Source organism: Paenibacillus sp. B1-35, from assembly GCF_050474385.1.
GTDB classification, from domain to species: domain Bacteria; phylum Bacillota; class Bacilli; order Paenibacillales; family Paenibacillaceae; genus Paenibacillus_B; species Paenibacillus_B alvei.
The window spans coordinates 713,867-731,838 of the sequence record NZ_JBCHVJ010000001.1 but is presented as its reverse complement, the minus strand read 5'-3'; the positions used below and the strand labels follow the sequence as shown (position 1 = coordinate 731,838).

The window sequence follows — 17,972 nt, the reverse complement described above, 5'->3', positions numbered from 1 at the left end:
TCCCACATGCTCGCTCCTACCTACCCTAACAGTAAAATCTCTAGCCTTAACGTTTTCAGTGCTTCAACTGTAAGTCTATAAATCCCAATTCATTCGATCAATATGGGGATTTCTATACCACACATAAGCGTTTATTATGCCTAACAAATGAACTATTTCAAGTACGTATCATTTTTAACGATATAGTTTTTGATGATGGATCCTATAGAAAAATGAAGATGGTTTGCAAGTTCATTACTCTCTACACTAATGACATGCAGCAGAAGTTCAAACGCAATTCTGATACTGTTGCGGTGATACTATTGAAGGAAGGGATTATTATATGTTTAACGACAAAACCGATTTACTTACACCTGAGAACTCTGCCATTATTCTTATCGATCATCAGCCACAGATGATATTTGGTACACAAAGTGCAGACCGACAAACGATCATTAACAATACGGTTGGGCTGGCCAAAACGGCAAAAATATTTAATGCCCCCATCATTTTAACAACTGTTGCTGCGGAATCATTTTCAGGCCCGCTTCATCCGCACATTCAGAAAGTATTTCCAGATCAAAAGCCAATTGACCGCACATCGATGAACTCTTGGGAAGACAAAAATTTCATTGAAGCCGTGAAAAAGACGGGGCGCAAAAAATTGATTATCGCTGCGCTATGGACAGAAGTTTGCCTTGCATTTCCAACGATCTCTGCGATTAAAGAAGGTTACGAAGTGTATATTGTTACAGATGCTTCAGGCGGAACGACAACAGAGGCACATAATACAGCCATTCAACGCATGATACAGGCTGGGGCGATCCCTGTTACCTGGCTTTCTGTCCTCCTTGAGTATCAACGCGATTGGGCGCGTGAAGAAACGTATGATGCCGTCGTAAATGTTGCTAAAGAGCATGCTGGTGCTTATGGAACAGGTATTGTGTATGCCAAAGCAATGTTCGGTGGGCATGGAGGTTAAATTCGAAAATCCTCTCATTTCTATTGGGAAAGGTACAGCCTCCTCAGAACGGCTGTACCTTTTATATAAGTTGTCTGTTATACGGCAAGTGACTTTGTTGCTTTTAAAAAATAGTTCATAAAAGTTTGAATCGCCGCATCGATGAACTGATCTTTTCGAACAATAATCTTAACTTCACGTGCAGGAATCGGATCTAAGAATTGAATTACTTTTAATTTCGAATAAGAAGAGCTATTCAAGTAAGAAATGGGTAAAATAGCCACCCCCATTTGCTGTATAACCATAGAAAGAATAATGGCAGCGGAGGTAGAATGGAATTTTGATTGCAGAGGTTGGATCACTTTGAAATCATATGCTTGGAGCAGCTTTACTATATTTGAATCTCTAACAAATAAATCAGATTCTAGATTTTTCAATTCCCGAACTGAAATGGATGTTCGATCTGCCCACGGATGATCTATATAAACGAATAGCGCTTGTTCCTCTTTGCATACATGTACAGCATATAGTTCCTTATTTAGTTCCGGACAATCGCTTATGACTATATCAATATGATTATGATTATGCAGTAAATCCCTATAACCATTTTCGATGTTTTCGAAATGCAGCGTAATAGCTGGATGCTGTTCGTGAAACTTTAAAAAAAACGGCATAAAATTCGGACAATCTAATGGTGAGATGCCGATGGAGAGCGGAAGTTGATTGATCTGGGTATTGCTTAGCTCAGCTGTTTCTTTTTTCGACTCCCCAATCAGCCTCATCACAGAAATAGCTTTCTCATACAGGATTTGACCTGCAGCCGTAAGCTTTATCCCTCTACCGGCCCGCTTAAACACAGGAGTGTTAAACTCCGCTTCTATGTATCGAATTTGCTGGCTTAATGCAGGTTGAGAAATCATGAGCGATTCCGATGCTTTAGCATAGCTGCCTTCTTCGCAAATTTTAATAAAACATTCTAATTGCCTAAACATAACTTACACCTCAACCTCTCTCCTTGCTTCCTCATTGTTCGCTAAAATAAAACGATTGATTTCTTGAATACATGCACGCGACGTCGTACTCCATGCAAAGGAATCCAGATGAACAAGCGATACGTCCCAATAGGGTACGTAGTCTTCTAATCTCACCATCCGAAGCGCATCTTTCTTTAACGTTGCAGCTAAACATACAGGGAGAAGCGCTGCCCCAATTCCTTGGCGAACCGAATGTATTAAAAAAGAGAACGAGGTCGTTTCAATCATGGACTCCAACGTAAACCCACAGACCCTACCATACATTTCAATGACCGATTTGTATTGCTGCAGAAATAGAATGGAATTGATCTGCTTCAATGATTGAAAAGGAATGGAGGGATAAGCAGCCATAGGGTGCTCCGAATGAACGAAAAGCGCCATTTCTTGGCGATACAAGTAAGTCGATACGGTGGATTGACTTGACATCGCATTAGAAGTGATGCCGATATCAACCTTTTGCTCTAGAATCATTCGTTCCATATTTTCTGACTCGATAATTTTTAATTGGGCATGAGGATGCATTTCATGAAATTTCATCAAGTAAGGTGCAAGAAATTCAAGCTCAGCAGGACAACAACCAATTGCAAGCGTATCTTTCACTATTGTTACCTCCTCTTTCATTTCATTTCGAGCTTCCTCAAGCAGCTTCATGATCGCATTGCCCTTATATAACAGAATTTTGCCCGCTTCCGTTATTTCAACTCCCTTTGCACCCCGATCAAACAACAGCGTATTGAATTCATTCTCTAATACCCGAAGCTGCTGACTTAATGTAGGCTGCGTTACCCCCAATTCTGCTTTGGCTTTGGTGAGACTTCCCGATTTGCATATTTGAATAAAATATTGAAGCTGGCGTAGTTCCATTAGCGGCACTCCCCTTTCCTAGTTCATCAAACAACTTAACTTCATTGTAAAAAGCGCTGCTTAAAATGAACATGTGCAATCTTATGAGCATCATTAGCGATATTACGTCATTAAAAAAAGCATGAATCTATCGTGTAGCTGACAGATTCATGCTTCATATGGCTGATGCGTTGTTACGGATTGACTTGAATCGTAAACGTAGAGGTTGGATTGTTTATTGGAGTGGTTCCTGGGTCCATATTCGCAAATTGCAAGTTATTAAACGTAGCAGAGCCGATCGGTTGGTTCGCCCAAACTCCAAAGCCTGATTTAGCATCAAAAGAATCTCCACTCTTGCGAACGCCTGATATTTTTATGTTGGATAAAATCGTATCCGTAATCGGAAATTGTGGCGTTGCTCCAACATAGTTCGTTTGAAACATAATCCCATGATAAGTTGGATCTATTATTTCTACATCGTTAATACGAATACCACGGAACTCTTTCGAGGCTGAGAACAACCATAGTGCCGGAAACGTCTGATTGCCCCAGAAATGGCCGCCTGTACGAATAAGCGAGATATGCTCGATATTAGTTGGGGACGTACCAAAACCGCGGAACGCGAAGCCAAAGTCCAGCGAGCTAACCGTTATACCCGAATAAGCCAGTGTGTCCGCTATGTAAATATTGCGAAACGTATTGTTGTATCCGCCGTATACGGCTAGTCCTGAAGCCCGCCATGTGAGCAGCGAGGTTAATTTTTCATAGACGTTGCCTTGATTATCTTCGGAAGTACCGGTATCCACAGCGTTAAACAAGGCAAAGCTATCGTCGCCGGTGCTGCGAGCTTCGTTGTTCATCACCAAGTTGTTCGTGCTGCCGTTTGTAAAATTGACGGCATCTGCAAAAACGTTGCGAATTCGGGAATTTTTAATGACGGTGTTATCGACGTTCTGCCCCCAGAACATGCACATCTGATGCTCGACCCAGATGTTGTCGATTGTCATGTTGGCTACATCATTAAATGCAAATACTTTGCCCGGACCGTCTTCACGGATGTTGTAGTTGCCGAAATAAGCAAAGTTGGCAAAGGTAGAACCGTTAGCGCTTGCTACTACATTAAAACCGATATCTGTGTTGGACTGATTGGAAGGAGCTACAAACCAAGTGTACCATGGACCGGCGCCGATTACTTTCACTGGCTTGCCGTGCACCTGAAACTTGCCCCCTGTTTCATAAGTTCCTGCAGGTAGATAGACACCGGTAAGATTGCCGGTTGGATCCATACGAACTTGATCCAATGCGTGTTGAACCGCTTGATGCGTGGTGTTTGCAGGCGCAACATATTTGGAAGGATCGGGATTGGCCAGCGGCGATACTTGCTCGAGGCTGATGAAGTCGATCGCATAAGTCGTTGTATTTGCCGGATCCTTTTGCAGCTTAATTGTACTTCCCGCAGGAATAGTGTGATCGAACATGACGTTCGCTTCATCGTAAATGAACCGAGGAGCACCCGCTGAAGGCGAATTGCCCGGCGATGCTTCGTCGCCGTAGAGCCACGAATACTTGGACGTGAGATCGATTGACTTGGCAAACGTGCCATTGACATATATGTTCAGCGTATTGTTTAATCCACCCCCGTTAGGTGCATCGGGTATGGAGAAGCGTGCAACAAGTGTGTTGGTGCTTGTTCTTGTCTTAAATTGAACGAAGCTGCCTGTAGAATTTAACGTGACTGCTTTTCTCCCGGAAGCTTCTCCAGCCAAATCGCCAATTTTTCGGTTCGGACCGACGATAACCGCGCCGCCACCAACTTCGCCCTCCTCCGCTTCATACATATCGTAAGGCATTGTGGCTCCTTTTGACGGCACAACAGAATTGTTGGAAAATTTGAACCAGTTGAGATTGAACAATCCAGCCCCGCTGCCTTTAAATATGAGATAGACATCGTGTACGCCGCTGATAGGGTTTATGCTGCAAGATTTAGTCGTCCATGTTTGCCATCCGCCTGTAGGCTCTACTGCGCAAGCAGCTGCAAGCGTTCCTGTCAAGCTGCCCAATCTGATTTCGATATGGCCTCCATCGCCATTGCTGGCCACTCGTGCCTCAAACTTCGATACGCCGGAGCCAAAATCGATATTGTAATAGGCTGTGTAGTCGTCATTTTCGATAAAGCCGATATTTAATCCGCCTTCGCTGGAAGATTCCGTTTGAATACCCGATTGTTGATCAAAGCTTTCAGCTTCGATGGTCGATAACGCGGATCTCGGTGGTGAGCTGGCACTTGCGATTTGGAGGGCATCCAAGTTGATGTTTCCCGAATCGGTTGGATCATACTTGTAAGCGATTGTATTAGCTCCTGCATTCAAATTTACGATTTCTGACTTGGTCGACCAAGTGTCCCAGTTGGCTAGATTCGATAAAGTCGTCTGCTTAATTTTTGTTCCATTGACGTATAGGCTTACTGTCTGATCCCCGCCTGAAGCGTTTCCGTATATTAAATTGGCTGAGTAGACCCCGGCACGATCCACGTTAACCATAAATTGAGTAGCTGCTCCTTGATTCCAATAGCCGTCAACAAAGCCAGTGCCTGTATATCCGGTATGATCCGTATTTACTTTTGCCCCTCCGGTTAATTGGGCATTTTCCGCTTCATAAGCGCCAGAAGACGCTGTGAACACTTCTAGTTCGGATAACTGGGCGGCGATCCAGCCGGTATTAGCAGTGAAGTTCAGTTTCACGTATCTAGCTGATGCAGTTGGGAAATTGATAGTCACCATATTTCCGCTCGCTGGATCAAACGAATAGCTGGCCGATGCAACCAGGGTTGTGTAGCTGGCATCATCGACACTACCCAACACGGACAAGGTTTGTGCTCTTTGACCCCACGATTCCGGGAGCCGCAGAACAACTTGACCAATCTTGCTCACATTGCCAAGATCGACACGAAGCCATTGCGGGTATGCGTTGTTCGCACTTTCCCAATACGTCGATGATTCGCTGTCCACCGTGTTTGCAGCCGAGTAATTATCGTTGTGACTGCTTGCCGAAACAGGCTTGCCTGCCGCCAAATTGGAGGAGGCGTGTACGGGGCTTGAGCCCAAGGACAACTGTGTAAGCAACAAGCTTACAATGAGGAGTAAAATGAGACCCGTAGAGTTTTTCTGGAGTCGTGCTTGCATCTTTATGGCCTTCCTTTCATTTTTGGTTAACATGCATGTTCACTCGCTTATTCGACTTTCATCTGATTGTAAAACCTCTCCTGTACAAGCTGTGCTGCCTCTTCCAACACCGTCTTTGGATCCGCGTCTTTGCGTGAAAAAATATCCTGAACAACACTGGTCATCGTCGCGTAGTACTCTTGCGTATTGAACTGCGTCTCTAGCTTTCCTTCCATCAGTTCCATCGTCGCAGAGGGGTATTGATATACATTGTCGTATTTTTCATAGATCGCCTTAACTTTTTCTGCATAGGTAGAATCGGGTGTGAAATACTCAATAACAGGCGGAACAAAATATTTTTGATCTTTACGACGTTGCTGGATACTCGCTTCTATCGATAACAGTCCTGTATCGGTGAAATAATCAAACGTAGCGTAACGAAAGGCCATCTCTTTCTCTTCTTTCGTCGCTTTTGGATTGATGACCAAGAAATCTCCGCCAAGTATGCCTATGTGCTTGCCTCCCTTTTCAGCCGCTGGCATCGGATATACAACAATTTCCTCAGGCTTCATTCCCGCTTGGTTGAGTGCCTGATCGACCGGGCCATCAGGTCCCGAGATGACTATCGCCGTTCTCCCTTGAACCAAGGCGCCAACAGCATCCCCCCATCCAAGCGCCCAGTCTTGAGGGATCACCTTCGCTTCCCAAGCTAGACGTTGATAAAATGCAAGAGCTTTAATACCAGCTTCTAAATGAAATACGGCCGTAACTTTTCCATCATCTACCTTCTGAATATCCCCACCTGCTCCAAATAGAAAATTCGTCCAGTTCCAGCCGGCTGCATTCCCCTTACCCATCGGTGCAATGCCGGAGATGCCTTTGGAGGGATCAGCCGCTGCTTGAGCTGTAGCAAGCATGTCATCCCAAGTCCAATCAAAACTAGGTAACGCAATTTCTTTCTGATCTAAGAGTCTTTTATTTATAATTGTGCTGGTAACATATCCTTGCTGGGCAATCCCGTAAACCTTGCCGCCAATAATGAACTGATCCTGCAATATAGGGTTCATTTGATCATGAAACGCATAATCGTGAAATAAGCCCGTGATGTCCGCAGCCCATCCCTTCTCTGCCAAAAATCTGCCTTCCGTTGCATATGTGTTGAATAGAGTTGGCGCCTCATTGGCCCCCATCTTAATTCCGATTTGATTCGGATCATACTGCCAATCGCTTTTTACAACTTTCACATTCGGGTACTGCTTTACAAAACGTTTGATCTTATCATCTTCCAGCGTCCTCTTCTCGATTTGATCAGGTGGAGGATAGTAGATGCTGATCGTTACTTTGGTAGATTCCGATGAATTTTTTTGGGTATCGTTTGTGGTGCTGCTTGAAGAACGGCTGCATGCGCTTAACATCAATGCAATGATACAAATGATTATCGCGGGCACAAGCATAAACCTACGTTTAGCCATGAGGATGGATGCTCCTTTGAGATAATCTAAATCATTCGTTCATACAAACTCGTGACCTTTTACAAAATTAGCTAATTTACAATTCCTATTGTAAGAAGGCAGGTTGACGATGAACATGTGTAATTCTATTTAGATCATTGGCGATTCTACTTCTTGAACTCGCTCAGACTTACTCCATAATATTTCTTGAATATTTTACTGAAATGCTCAGGTGATTCGTATCCGACCTTTTCAGCAATTTCATACCGTCGTAGATCAGTGGTTGTTAGAAGCAGCCTACTTTCTTCCATCCTCAGTTTAACGACATAGTCCCACAGGTTGTAGCCCGTTATTTTTTTAAACAAATAACTTAAATAATTCGGGCTCACATGACTTTTGTGAGCAATTTCCAAGAGTGTTAATCCCTTTTGGGCGAAATGCTCATGAATATATTTTTTGACCTTATCTACGATTTGATTAGACTGCATGCTCAACTCGTCCTTCTTGGGCTCTTCCTCATCTTGATTCCAGCAAAAATCTCCATAGTAAAACACATAATGATCCGGGTGTACGTGGTTAAGGCGTACTGCTCGTTTCGCCTGTTGATCCAATACGCTGATATACTCAATCCCCTGTAAGATATGGCTAATGCCAATCACACATTGCAGCGATAAGTAGACCTGAATGTTCATGCAGAGTAACCTACCAATGATATCCAATTGATTGATTTTGTTTATGCCTGGATCGCCATATGTTTCGCTATCCCATTGGAGAATGATCGTAATTTCATAATCTGGTGAACAAAAAGCAATATGACTGAACTGCCCTTCAAGCAGCTCATTCGCCATGTTCAACACGGCATATTGCAATAAATGGACATTTTCCCCAAAGAATCGCTCTCTGTTTGACGGGGATTGTAGATGAAGATTGATTTTGAGCACCGCAAAATAGGGCCCTACTAACGAAAGATCTCTCAACTGCTGAGCAGAAAAAGCGTTTTCACATACATGCACAGGATTAGCAAGCAGGCTGTTTAATAACGCTGTTGTCGCCGGAGCAGGCTCGCTCATACTGAATCGTTCATTTAATGGAGCGGCAATTTCATCTTGAGCCGTCCATGTTTTAGTTAACCTGAGCAGCACGCTTCGCACGGAATCTAGGAACTGGGTGCTGTTAATGGGTTTGATTAAATAATCTTTTGCACCCAGCCGCATAGCCAACTGCGCATATTGAAAAGTCTCATGAGCGGAGACAACAATGGATTGAACGGACGGCTTTTCCATTTTGGCTTGATGCATCAATTCGATACCGCTCATTCCACTCATTTGAATATCTGTAATCAATAAGTCAATATCCTCCATTCGAATGAAATCCATTGCCTCATATCCGCTTTGAGCGATGAAAATGTTATGGATATGCAATCCCGAAATAGTAAGAAGATTGCTTAGTCCCTTGCAAATCCATGGTTCATCATCTACGAGCAAAATGTTATACATGTAACGAATCACCCCGTAAGTAATTGTGTCCGAGAAGCAGTTTCGCTTTTAGGCAGCGTAACGGTGACAATCGTCCCCTGTTGCTTTTTTTTGCTATAGCTAATCCCATAGGAGCAGCCAAAGTGCAGTTTAATCCTTTGCTGAATGTTGCGTATCCCATAACCGAAAGAAGGCACTTCCATCTCCATGTTCAACAACCGGTGAATTTCTTCATAGTCGACAACTTTATATCCATTATCCTCTATACGGATAATCACAATATCGTCATGTATGTCGGCTGAAATAACGATTTCACCGTCATCCTCCATATTTTTCACTCCATGAATAATGGCGTTTTCAATTAACGGCTGAAGGATAATCTTCGGGATCTGCAATTGGCGTACCTCATCGGCTATATTCCACATAACCCGAAATCGAAGCTCGTACCTGCGCTGCTGCAAGTTAATGTACGCAGCAGCATGCTGCAACTCCTCTTCAATGGTTATTAATTCTCTCCCTCTGCTTAATCCGATTTTCATTAATTTGGCCAAGTCTTTAATCATCTCGGCAGATTGCGTGCTTCCTTCCAACATGCTTTTCCAGTGGATGCTCTCCAGCGTGTTGTACAATAAATGCGGATTAATTTGTTGGTACAAAATTTGCAGTTGCGTTTCCCTTTTCTTAATTTCATATTGATATTTATCGTTCATAAGATGATTTAAACGGTTAGCCATATCGTATACGGACGTAATCAGCACACCCAATTCATCATTTCTGTTCTCATCGCTCGATCTGACTACTTGTTTTCCCGGTATGTAACTTCGGATGAAACGGGACAATTTCTGCATCGGCTTCATCAACGATCTCCAAAAATAGATGAAGGCCGCAAAAACGAGTAAAGCGTAAACGATCGAAATAAGCTGAATAATCTGTTTGAGTTGGCTCTGCTGCTGGAGTAAGGAATGAAGCGGTATTCGATAGACGAGTTTTTGCTGAAGATGATAGCTATAATTAATGACATAGATGTGACCCGAATGGACGATATCCATAAAGCCATCTTTTTGCTCTACTTCTTTCGCTTCGTCCGGTAGTCTCAATCTGGTTCCGATTCCTTCCGCTGTTGAGGCGAAAATCTGATTGAACCAGTCTGTCAAGAAGATTTCTCCTTGCGGCAAAGAAACCGTGCTGAAATCGTTTTGAATCATTTTTTCAAGTTTAGTGACTACGAGTACGCCAATCATACCATTTGCATGGGACACATTATTGACAGCTCGGACATAGCTTAATGTTTTTGATTGGGGAGGAGAGTTCATACTATCAATGACTTTCAGACGACCCTTCCCTTGCATCTGAACTGCTTCCAGAAACCAATCGGGCTTATCTTGCTCCGTCAAAAAATATACACCGGATTGTGGAGCGATCCGAACTTTTGGAGCAAACGAATAGTAGTCGGCAGGATCATAAACATAAAGGGAAAAGTAAACCGCTTCTCCCCCATTTACGCCAATCGAGTAGCTTTTGAGCAGTTTGTCCAACGCTTCATATTTACTTACCCGTTCAAGAATGGATTCGGTGCCGCTCGGAATCATTTGCTGTGTAAGGGGATTTTGAATAATGGTCTTGGTCATTAGATCAATGGAGTCCATATCCCGATTTACAAGGTATAAGTTCTGTTTGTTTAATTCCAGATAGGCGTTCGTGACGGTTGTCTTCAATATGTGCTCTGCTGCCAAGTTTCCATAATAGGAAAGAATAAAAACAGGGCTTATAATAATTAAAAACAGGAAAAGAAGTTTGTAGGTAACACTCATTTGGGGTATAAATCTAGTAAGTATTTTTCGCACGTACTTCGCCCCTTCAAAACTTCTGTTTAACTGGATCAGGCTAATCGATATAGCAGATAAGTAGAAAAAAATCGACCATGATTCAAAATTCAAGGAGTAAGATGTTATTTATGTCATTCCAAAAAATTCGATTATAATACATTATTTAACTATATTTGATACATTACATCAAGTATCTTCCCATGAGCAGCTCATGGGCGAGATTCCACCACTACATCCATTTTTACAATTTCAAGCGATTCCAGAAGAAATGAAACAACCTCAGTCCAGTAAAATACCGATATATCTATCCAGTTGCTGACTGATCAGAACCACTTCTTGGTCCGTAAATTCCCCCTTATTTTCAACGATCTCCGTTAATTTCTTTCTCAATACGTTTATTTTATTCTCTATCGAACAATGATTGTTCACCTCACGCATATGAATCTCAATCAGAGAGTATAATGCACGTTACAGTAAAAACTGTATAAATGTTCCACTGCAACCCTTTGTCGAAACATATTAAATAAGCACCTTTATAGCAATAAGAGACAATAGAGCGAGTCAAGGACTACAAAACATAAAGAACTCCCGCGGTAAAGTCATTCACGGGAGTTCGTCTTCAATCTGAACCCGGCCTAAGGCTGGGTTGTATGAGATTGTTCTTATTTTTGCGTCCACTTTTTAGGCAAGTATTTATTGATCGTATGAATACCCTCTTCGTTGATTGCATAGTACATACATAATTCCCCGTTAGCATCCAGCTCGTACTGGATCTCGTCAATCAGTCCGTTTGCCTGCAACGACAGCATATGATCCAGAAAGTTTGCTCTTGTAAATTGACGTTCTCCACCGTATTCGCTTTTCAAAGCGTCCATCGCATCATCAATATTTGCCTGCTGCACAGTAGACATGAAAAGCAGCACCCGGGAGCGAATCGGCAACAATGGCATTTGCTTACGCCTCCTTCTTTTTGAACAGATCCATTGGATTCATCGAAACTAAAAGCGCTCCAATTGTAATGATAATTGCACCGGCAATTACTGTAGGAGTTAGCGCATCACCGAGGAAGATAGCAGCAAAAACAACCCCCCACAGCACATAGGTAATGTTGAGCGACATTCCGACAGCAACGCCAACCATATTGTTGGCCATATACCAAGTCAGGAAAGAAATAGCCGTAAACAAGGCTGCAGCCGCGATAATGAGCATTGGTGATACGGATCCAAGCGCGGAAGCAAAGAGATCCGTTGCCCCGAAAATAGGCACTAGCACGGCAATGTAAACGATTCCAGAAACACCCTCGCGAATGGTAATGGCGATATTAGAATCCAGCATGGACATCCCGAAAGTGGCAAATACGCCTTCCAGTCCCCAGCCAAGCGCGGCTACCAGAGCAAAAACAATGCCCAATGTGAAATTCTCCACGCCGCCTTCAGGCTTGACATAGGAGATGAGCGCCGCTCCGATAACACAGATGAACATGCCGACGGCCACCCGTTTATCAATCTTCTGCTTCAGAAACATTCGTGCGAAAATAGCACCAAACATCGGACAAAGCGCCGAAATAGGGATAGCCGCCGCTCCAGCCATATCAATCCCAACCAGATAGGCCCCGTTGGCGATCGGGCCGCCAAACACCGCGGCAATCGCGACCATCAATCCGGGTATCGTTACCAGACTGCGGCCGATTTCTTTGATCTTTCCTTTCTTTATGTTCCAGATCAGAAGCCAGATCGCCGCCAAAGCATCATTAATCGCCGATGCCACTATGGGTGCCGCAAACGCTCCTATAATCCCCAGAAAAGGTTCCTTCATCATGGCCAAGGCTACAACGGTACTGTAAAGGCCGAACGTTAACCCGGAAATCAGTCCGTAAACGATTCCATTTCTTCGGAAACGACTGTTCATCTTTTGTTTCAGCATGCCGGCCGTAGCCGCGGGAGCTGCCACTGTTTCCTTCATCATCCATACACCTCTGTTAAGTAGATTTATCTTCGTAGATGTATCTTCATTGTATAGCAAAGAGGCCATTGCGCCTGTTACTAACCGTACCTCTTGTTGGACTTCCTGAATCATTTTTTCTCCATTCTGGTACTATTCGTACTTTTAGGACGATAAAGCCAACAAAAAAGTCTCCCACCATAATCGGGGGAGACTTTAGGAACTCTATTTCGTGTTTTTTCTTTCGGCAAGAACGCTTTTTTTATATTCCTTCGGCGTCATATTCATTTGCTTGTAGAATACCCGGTTGAAATAAGATGGATCGGTAAAGCCGCATTCTGTGGAGATGCGATAGGCGGGATACCCAGTAGTCTCAAGCAGCTTGCAGGCATGTACAATCTTGAGCTTGTTCACATAATCCGTATAAGTAACGCCGAGCTCCCTTTTGAAAATACGGCTAAAATATTGGGCATTCATATACACATGACTCGCCACCATTTGCAAGGTCAGCTTATCTTTGTAATTCTGCTGAATATAATCGACGGCTTCTTTAATAAAGCGCTGACATTCTTGAGCCGATTGAATCTGATAAGTTTCTGTCAAACACTTTTCTTCTGATTGAGCGGCCTTATCCAGCCCCTTACGGATCATTTGCCGCAATTTTTCCGGCTTGACCGGCTTAAGCAAATATTCATGTACCTGCAGACTGATTGCCGCCTGTGCATAGGAGAAATCCGAACTGGCCGACAAAATCGTCACGCATGCGTCAGGGAGAAAGCGGCGAATTTCCTGCAACGAGGATATTCCATCCATTTCAGGCAGCATGATGTCCATAAAAATAATATCCGGCCGATATTGTTTGGCGAGCTTAATCGCTTGCATACCCGTATCGCAAATAAGCAGCTTATCTTCAGCACCCAGAATTTCCTGAGCGATGGATTGAAGAAACTCCAGTTCTATCGGTTCATCTTCAACAAACATAACTACGCTCATTGCATCACCTCGCAATTGGTTGGGTGGGGATGCGGATGTTAACCGTGCTCCCGCTGTAATCGGATTTCACGATCGATAACCCATACTCTTCTCCGAAATAACGCTTTAAACGGCTATCGGTGCTCCGGAAGCCCACGCCGATCTTGCTGCCCGGCTGATGAATGAGCTTTAGTACCTCCGGCGAGAACCCGTTACCGTTGTCTATAACAGAAATGGTGATATCATTTCTGTACTTTTCGGCAATCAGACGAACGGTACCCCCGTCCCGCTTAGGGGTAATTCCATGAATGACTGCATTTTCTACAATAGGCTGAATCACCAAATTAGGAATGCGATAAGCCTTTAATTCATTAGGAACAATGATTTCATACTGCAGGCGATTTTTGAAGCGTGCCTTTTGTATATACAAATACTTCTCAATGTTATCCATTTCGGATGCGATGGTATGAAGCTGATCATCCTGCTTAACATTGTATCGCAGCAAGTCGGACAGGCAATAAATCAATTCCTCCGTCGTATGGGAGTGTTCGAAATAGGCGATGCGGGCAATGGAATTCAAAGTATTGAAAAGAAAATGTGGATTGATGACGAGAGACATGTTTTTTGCTTCTAAGTCAATTACTTTCTTCTCCAGTATTTCTTTTTCTGCAGACAGACGATTGATAATTCCTGTGTTGTCCTGCGCGCTTTCGGCGATGTCGAGCGCAATATTCCTTGCGATATGATGGCAAAGCTGCTCATGAATATCTGCTTTATCCTGATCAATGGTTGGAAAAGCCGATATCGCCTTCGCTACAACCTCCAAATCCAGCCCCTTCATTTCGGCCAATTCCGCCGTTTTAATCAGGTACTTCTGAAACTCCCTCTCCTGGGAATACGCCTGCATCCCCGAGATGAAGCCAACAACTTCATCTTTGATCTTAATGGGCAGCAAAATATTCTCCAGACCGTAACAGCAAACAAATCGCCCCTGTTCACCGGTATTAAAGCGCTTCAAATAATCCGCGCAAGGTCGCGTAGGATTCTCCCAACAAATATGCCTGCAGAAATCAGGAGACGGATTGAACTCAAGCAACACGTCTCCATTGTTATCGTGCAGCAGCAGCGAGAACTTAGAAAGAGACAGAATGCCGCTGTATCGTGCGTATACTTTGGTTGCGATCGGGCTATTGGTTTTCAGCATAATCTCGTTGCACCCTTTCACCGAAAATGAACGGGAAAATAAACATTGCATGCTAAATTTTTCACAATATATCATCTCTATTATAGCAATTTTCAACCTGTTTGGAAATAGTGCATCCCTCCTCCTCAAATCCTTATTTATAGAAAAAAGACTACTCCGACAAGCTTTCGACAAGCGGATTGTTGCAGACAAAAATAAAAAGGCCAAAACCAGTTTTACCGAGTTTTGGCCCTTTGCAGAATATCAATATAAATTATAGCTTAGCACCGGGAAGAATGTTTTCCACTTCACTGTGAGGGCGAGGAATCACATGTACGGATATCAGTTCCCCTACACGCTGTGCGGCTGCAGCACCAGCGTCCGTTGCCGCTTTCACCGCTCCTACATCGCCACGTACCATTACGGTGACAAGTCCGCCGCCTACCATCTCTTTGCCGATCAAGGCGACATTGGCCGCTTTGACCATAGCGTCCGCTGCTTCGATAGAACCTACCAGACCTTTTGTTTCAATTAAACCCAATGCTTCTGATTTCATGTTACATTCCTCCTAAAAGTTTTGTGAGAATCAAGCGCTAGCTCCGAACAAAACTTGCTTCGGAAGCATAGGCCTAGTTTTGTGAGAATCAAGCGCTAGCTCCGAACAAAACTGCTTCGGAAGCATAGACTTAGTTAATAATTTTTTGAATTATGCCTTAGCAGCCGGAAGGATATTCTCCACTTCGCTGTGGGGACGAGGAATCACATGTACCGACACGAGTTCCCCTACATTTTTCGCAGCTGCGGCACCGGCGTCTGTCGCCGCCTTCACCGCTCCTACATCGCCCCGTACCATAACGGTAACAAGTCCGCCGCCTACCATCTCTTTGCCGATTAGAGTGACATTGGCCGCTTTGACCATAGCGTCCGCTGCCTCGATAGAACCTACCAAACCTTTTGTTTCAACCAAACCAAGAGCTTCTGATCTCATGTTCATTTCCTCCTAACGATTTTTAATGATTTTAACAACAGACGCCGATGTTAAATCCATCGCGTTGGCCTCTTCAACGTCGATATGACAGTCGAGAGCAGCGTCACTGCTAACTCTGATTGCGACCTGATTGTACCCTCCGCCCCGGAGTCCATCAAATTGAATACTGACCATTTCTCCATCGATTACGCCAAAGAAAAGGGCATCATCAGGCGTCATATGAATGTGGCGCTGTGCAACCATCAAGCCGCAGGAACTATATACGCTTCCCTTCGGCCCGACCAACGTGACGCCCGGTGTGCCTTCAAGCTCCCCGGACAAGCGCACTGGAGCTTTCACGCCCAACTTAAAACAGTCTCCCCGCATAATTTCTACCTGGGTCTGTTTCCGCACTGGACCGAGAACCCGTACTTTTTCGATGGCCCCCTTGGGCCCGCAGACCGTAACGGTCTCATTACATGCATACTGTCCGGGTTGGGACAAATCACGCATTTTGGATAGCGTATATCCGGATCCGAAGAGCGTCTCCACATCAGCCTGAGAAAGATGCACATGGCGATTCGAAATCCCTAAAGGGATGGAGCGCGGCTCCTCCTCCGCCTTACCAGCACCGGATACAACCTCCATTAACAAAGAAAGTACTTGATCATAGTTCCCCACTAGCTGTCACCGCTTTTCTGCAAAATGGACATCAGCTCATCGACCAGATTCAACAGCAGCGCATCGTCCTGTTGCTTTGGCAACTGCGGAGTTGGAACAGAGTAGGGGGGTTGTGCCGTACAGTCCTTAATGCCGTAAGCCACACGTTTGATATTAATCAAGTGCTGTGGTCCCACATTATCTGAAGTGGCGCTGCCCCCCCAGGTTCCACATCCCAAAGTGAAGGCCGGGGCAAGTCCGGTGCTTGCGCCCACACCACCCTGAGTGGAGCCCGTATTCACCAAAATGCGGAACACAGGTTTTTGCGCAAATTCCATGACCATATCATGATTCTGCGTATGGATGGAGAAGCTATGGCCTATTCCTCCATTACGCAGCAGTCCAACACTTAGATCGCAAGCCTCATGCCAGTCCTGTACGGTGTAAAACGCCAATACGGTAGTAAGCTTCTCATAGGAAAGCGGGAATTTCTCTCCCACGCCCTGCTGTTCGCCTAATAGCACCTTGACCCCTGCAGGAATTTGAATGCCGGCCGCTTCCGCGATCACCTGAGGTGAACGTCCCACCAGTCTTGAATTCATGGCATGGCCTTTTACAAACAACTTTGCTGCGACTTTAGCAGTTTCCTCCTGATTCATAAAGTAACCGCCCTGACGCTCAAACTCTGCGATCACCTGAGAACGGATACACTCCTCCACGATAACAGCCTGTTCAGAGGCGCAGATTGTACCGTAATCGAAGGTTTTGCTGGCAATGATATTTGCTACCGCCTTTGGAATATCAGCGGTGCGCTCAATATAGGCTGGTACATTGCCCGGCCCGACTCCCAACGCCGGCTTACCCGCACTGTAGGCGGACTTCACCATTGCCGAGCCGCCCGTTGCGATAATCATGGCGATTTCATCGCACTTCATCAGTTCCTGCGTCGCCGGCATCGAAGGCTTGGTAACGCAGCCAATGATTCCTTCGGGAGCCCCTGCCTCGACAGCGGCGGCGTGCATCAATTCCGCGGCCCGCATGATAGATTTCTTTGCCGAAGGATGCGGCGAAAAGATGATTCCATTGCGAGCCTTTATCGCAATGATCGATTTAAAAATCGTAGTGGATGTCGGATTGGTTGATGGAATAATACCCATGAGCAGTCCGACTGGCTCGGCAATCTCTATTAATTGATTCGTCTTGTCCTCGCGGATAACCCCAATCGTTTTCGTATCCCGAATGGATTCATACAGCTCCGTGGAAGCCAGTCGGTTTTTGAAGATCTTATCCTCAATCTTGCCAAATCCGGTTTCCTCTACTGCCAGTGCAGCCAGTTCAGCGGCGTTGACCTCCGCTGTCCGTACCATGTTTTGTACAATTCTGTCAATCTGTTCAGCATCGTAGCCGGCAAGGACATCGGCGGCCGCTTTTCCTGCACGGGCCAAGTCCCGCGTTTCCTGAATCGATTGCAAGTCATAATCATAATTTTCCAAGTGAAACATCCTCCTCTCGCTTACTG

General features: G+C 44.7%; 16 protein-coding genes. 1 reads left to right on the top strand and 15 read right to left on the bottom strand.

Annotation, left to right across the window (positions count from 1 at the left end; translation table 11 throughout):
- Positions 1 to 322: 322 nt before the first annotated feature.
- Positions 323 to 961 (top strand): hydrolase, encoded by a 639-nt coding sequence (locus ACQ5BJ_RS03265; RefSeq protein WP_430108501.1) that lies wholly within the window; start codon positions 323 to 325, stop codon positions 959 to 961.
- Positions 962 to 1,038: 77 nt separating this feature from the next.
- On the opposite strand, the gene ACQ5BJ_RS03260 is transcribed toward ACQ5BJ_RS03265, so the two are convergent.
- From ACQ5BJ_RS03260 to ACQ5BJ_RS03190, 15 genes are all read right to left on the bottom strand, one after another.
- The gene (locus ACQ5BJ_RS03260; RefSeq protein ID WP_430108498.1) at positions 1,039 to 1,932 is read right to left on the bottom strand and encodes a LysR family transcriptional regulator; all 894 of its coding nucleotides are present in this window, start codon (positions 1,930 to 1,932) and stop codon (positions 1,039 to 1,041) included.
- 3 nt (positions 1,933 to 1,935) lie between these two features.
- A complete protein-coding gene (locus ACQ5BJ_RS03255; RefSeq protein WP_430108495.1) occupies positions 1,936 to 2,838 on the bottom strand; it encodes a LysR family transcriptional regulator in 903 nt (300 codons plus the stop codon).
- 173 nt (positions 2,839 to 3,011) lie between these two features.
- Positions 3,012 to 5,999 (bottom strand): carbohydrate-binding protein, encoded by a 2,988-nt coding sequence (locus ACQ5BJ_RS03250; protein ID WP_430108493.1) that lies wholly within the window; start codon positions 5,997 to 5,999, stop codon positions 3,012 to 3,014.
- A 47-nt stretch (positions 6,000 to 6,046) separates the two neighbouring features.
- Entirely contained in the window at positions 6,047 to 7,450 is a 1,404-nt protein-coding gene (locus tag ACQ5BJ_RS03245) for an ABC transporter substrate-binding protein (RefSeq protein ID WP_430108490.1), read from the bottom strand.
- A gap of 146 nt (positions 7,451 to 7,596) precedes the next feature.
- On the bottom strand, positions 7,597 to 8,925 hold the full coding sequence (locus tag ACQ5BJ_RS03240) for a response regulator transcription factor (RefSeq protein ID WP_430108486.1): 1,329 nt from the start codon (positions 8,923 to 8,925) through the stop codon (positions 7,597 to 7,599).
- An 8-nt stretch (positions 8,926 to 8,933) separates the two neighbouring features.
- Positions 8,934 to 10,619, bottom strand: coding sequence for a sensor histidine kinase (locus tag ACQ5BJ_RS03235; protein ID WP_430108483.1), 1,686 nt, complete (start codon positions 10,617 to 10,619; stop codon positions 8,934 to 8,936).
- A gap of 390 nt (positions 10,620 to 11,009) precedes the next feature.
- Positions 11,010 to 11,168: an aspartyl-phosphate phosphatase Spo0E family protein gene (locus ACQ5BJ_RS03230; protein WP_005550179.1), complete on the bottom strand. Its 159-nt coding sequence runs from the start codon at positions 11,166 to 11,168 to the stop codon at positions 11,010 to 11,012.
- Positions 11,169 to 11,392: 224 nt separating this feature from the next.
- Positions 11,393 to 11,680, bottom strand: a complete 288-nt coding sequence (locus ACQ5BJ_RS03225) for a hypothetical protein (RefSeq protein WP_430108480.1) — start codon at positions 11,678 to 11,680, stop codon at positions 11,393 to 11,395.
- A gap of 4 nt (positions 11,681 to 11,684) precedes the next feature.
- A complete protein-coding gene (locus ACQ5BJ_RS03220; RefSeq protein ID WP_268622965.1) occupies positions 11,685 to 12,806 on the bottom strand; it encodes a DMT family transporter in 1,122 nt (373 codons plus the stop codon).
- 90 nt (positions 12,807 to 12,896) lie between these two features.
- The gene (locus tag ACQ5BJ_RS03215) at positions 12,897 to 13,664 is read right to left on the bottom strand and encodes a response regulator transcription factor (RefSeq protein ID WP_171417270.1); all 768 of its coding nucleotides are present in this window, start codon (positions 13,662 to 13,664) and stop codon (positions 12,897 to 12,899) included.
- A 4-nt stretch (positions 13,665 to 13,668) separates the two neighbouring features.
- Complete coding sequence (locus ACQ5BJ_RS03210) at positions 13,669 to 14,847, bottom strand: histidine kinase (RefSeq protein ID WP_430108477.1); 1,179 nt, start codon at positions 14,845 to 14,847, stop codon at positions 13,669 to 13,671.
- Positions 14,848 to 15,100: 253 nt separating this feature from the next.
- Positions 15,101 to 15,382, bottom strand: a complete 282-nt coding sequence (gene eutM / locus ACQ5BJ_RS03205) for an ethanolamine utilization microcompartment protein EutM (protein ID WP_005550171.1) — start codon at positions 15,380 to 15,382, stop codon at positions 15,101 to 15,103.
- Positions 15,383 to 15,532: 150 nt separating this feature from the next.
- Positions 15,533 to 15,814, bottom strand: a complete 282-nt coding sequence (locus tag ACQ5BJ_RS03200; RefSeq protein ID WP_005550169.1) for a BMC domain-containing protein — start codon at positions 15,812 to 15,814, stop codon at positions 15,533 to 15,535.
- A gap of 12 nt (positions 15,815 to 15,826) precedes the next feature.
- Positions 15,827 to 16,474 (bottom strand): phosphate propanoyltransferase, encoded by a 648-nt coding sequence (locus ACQ5BJ_RS03195; RefSeq protein WP_005550168.1) that lies wholly within the window; start codon positions 16,472 to 16,474, stop codon positions 15,827 to 15,829.
- Positions 16,474 to 17,946 carry an acetaldehyde dehydrogenase (acetylating) gene (locus tag ACQ5BJ_RS03190; protein WP_430108472.1) on the bottom strand — a complete coding sequence of 491 codons (1,473 nt, stop codon included), beginning with the start codon at positions 17,944 to 17,946 and terminating at the stop codon, positions 16,474 to 16,476. The genes ACQ5BJ_RS03195 and ACQ5BJ_RS03190 overlap by 1 nt, the downstream gene beginning before the upstream one ends.
- Positions 17,947 to 17,972: the final 26 nt, after the last annotated feature.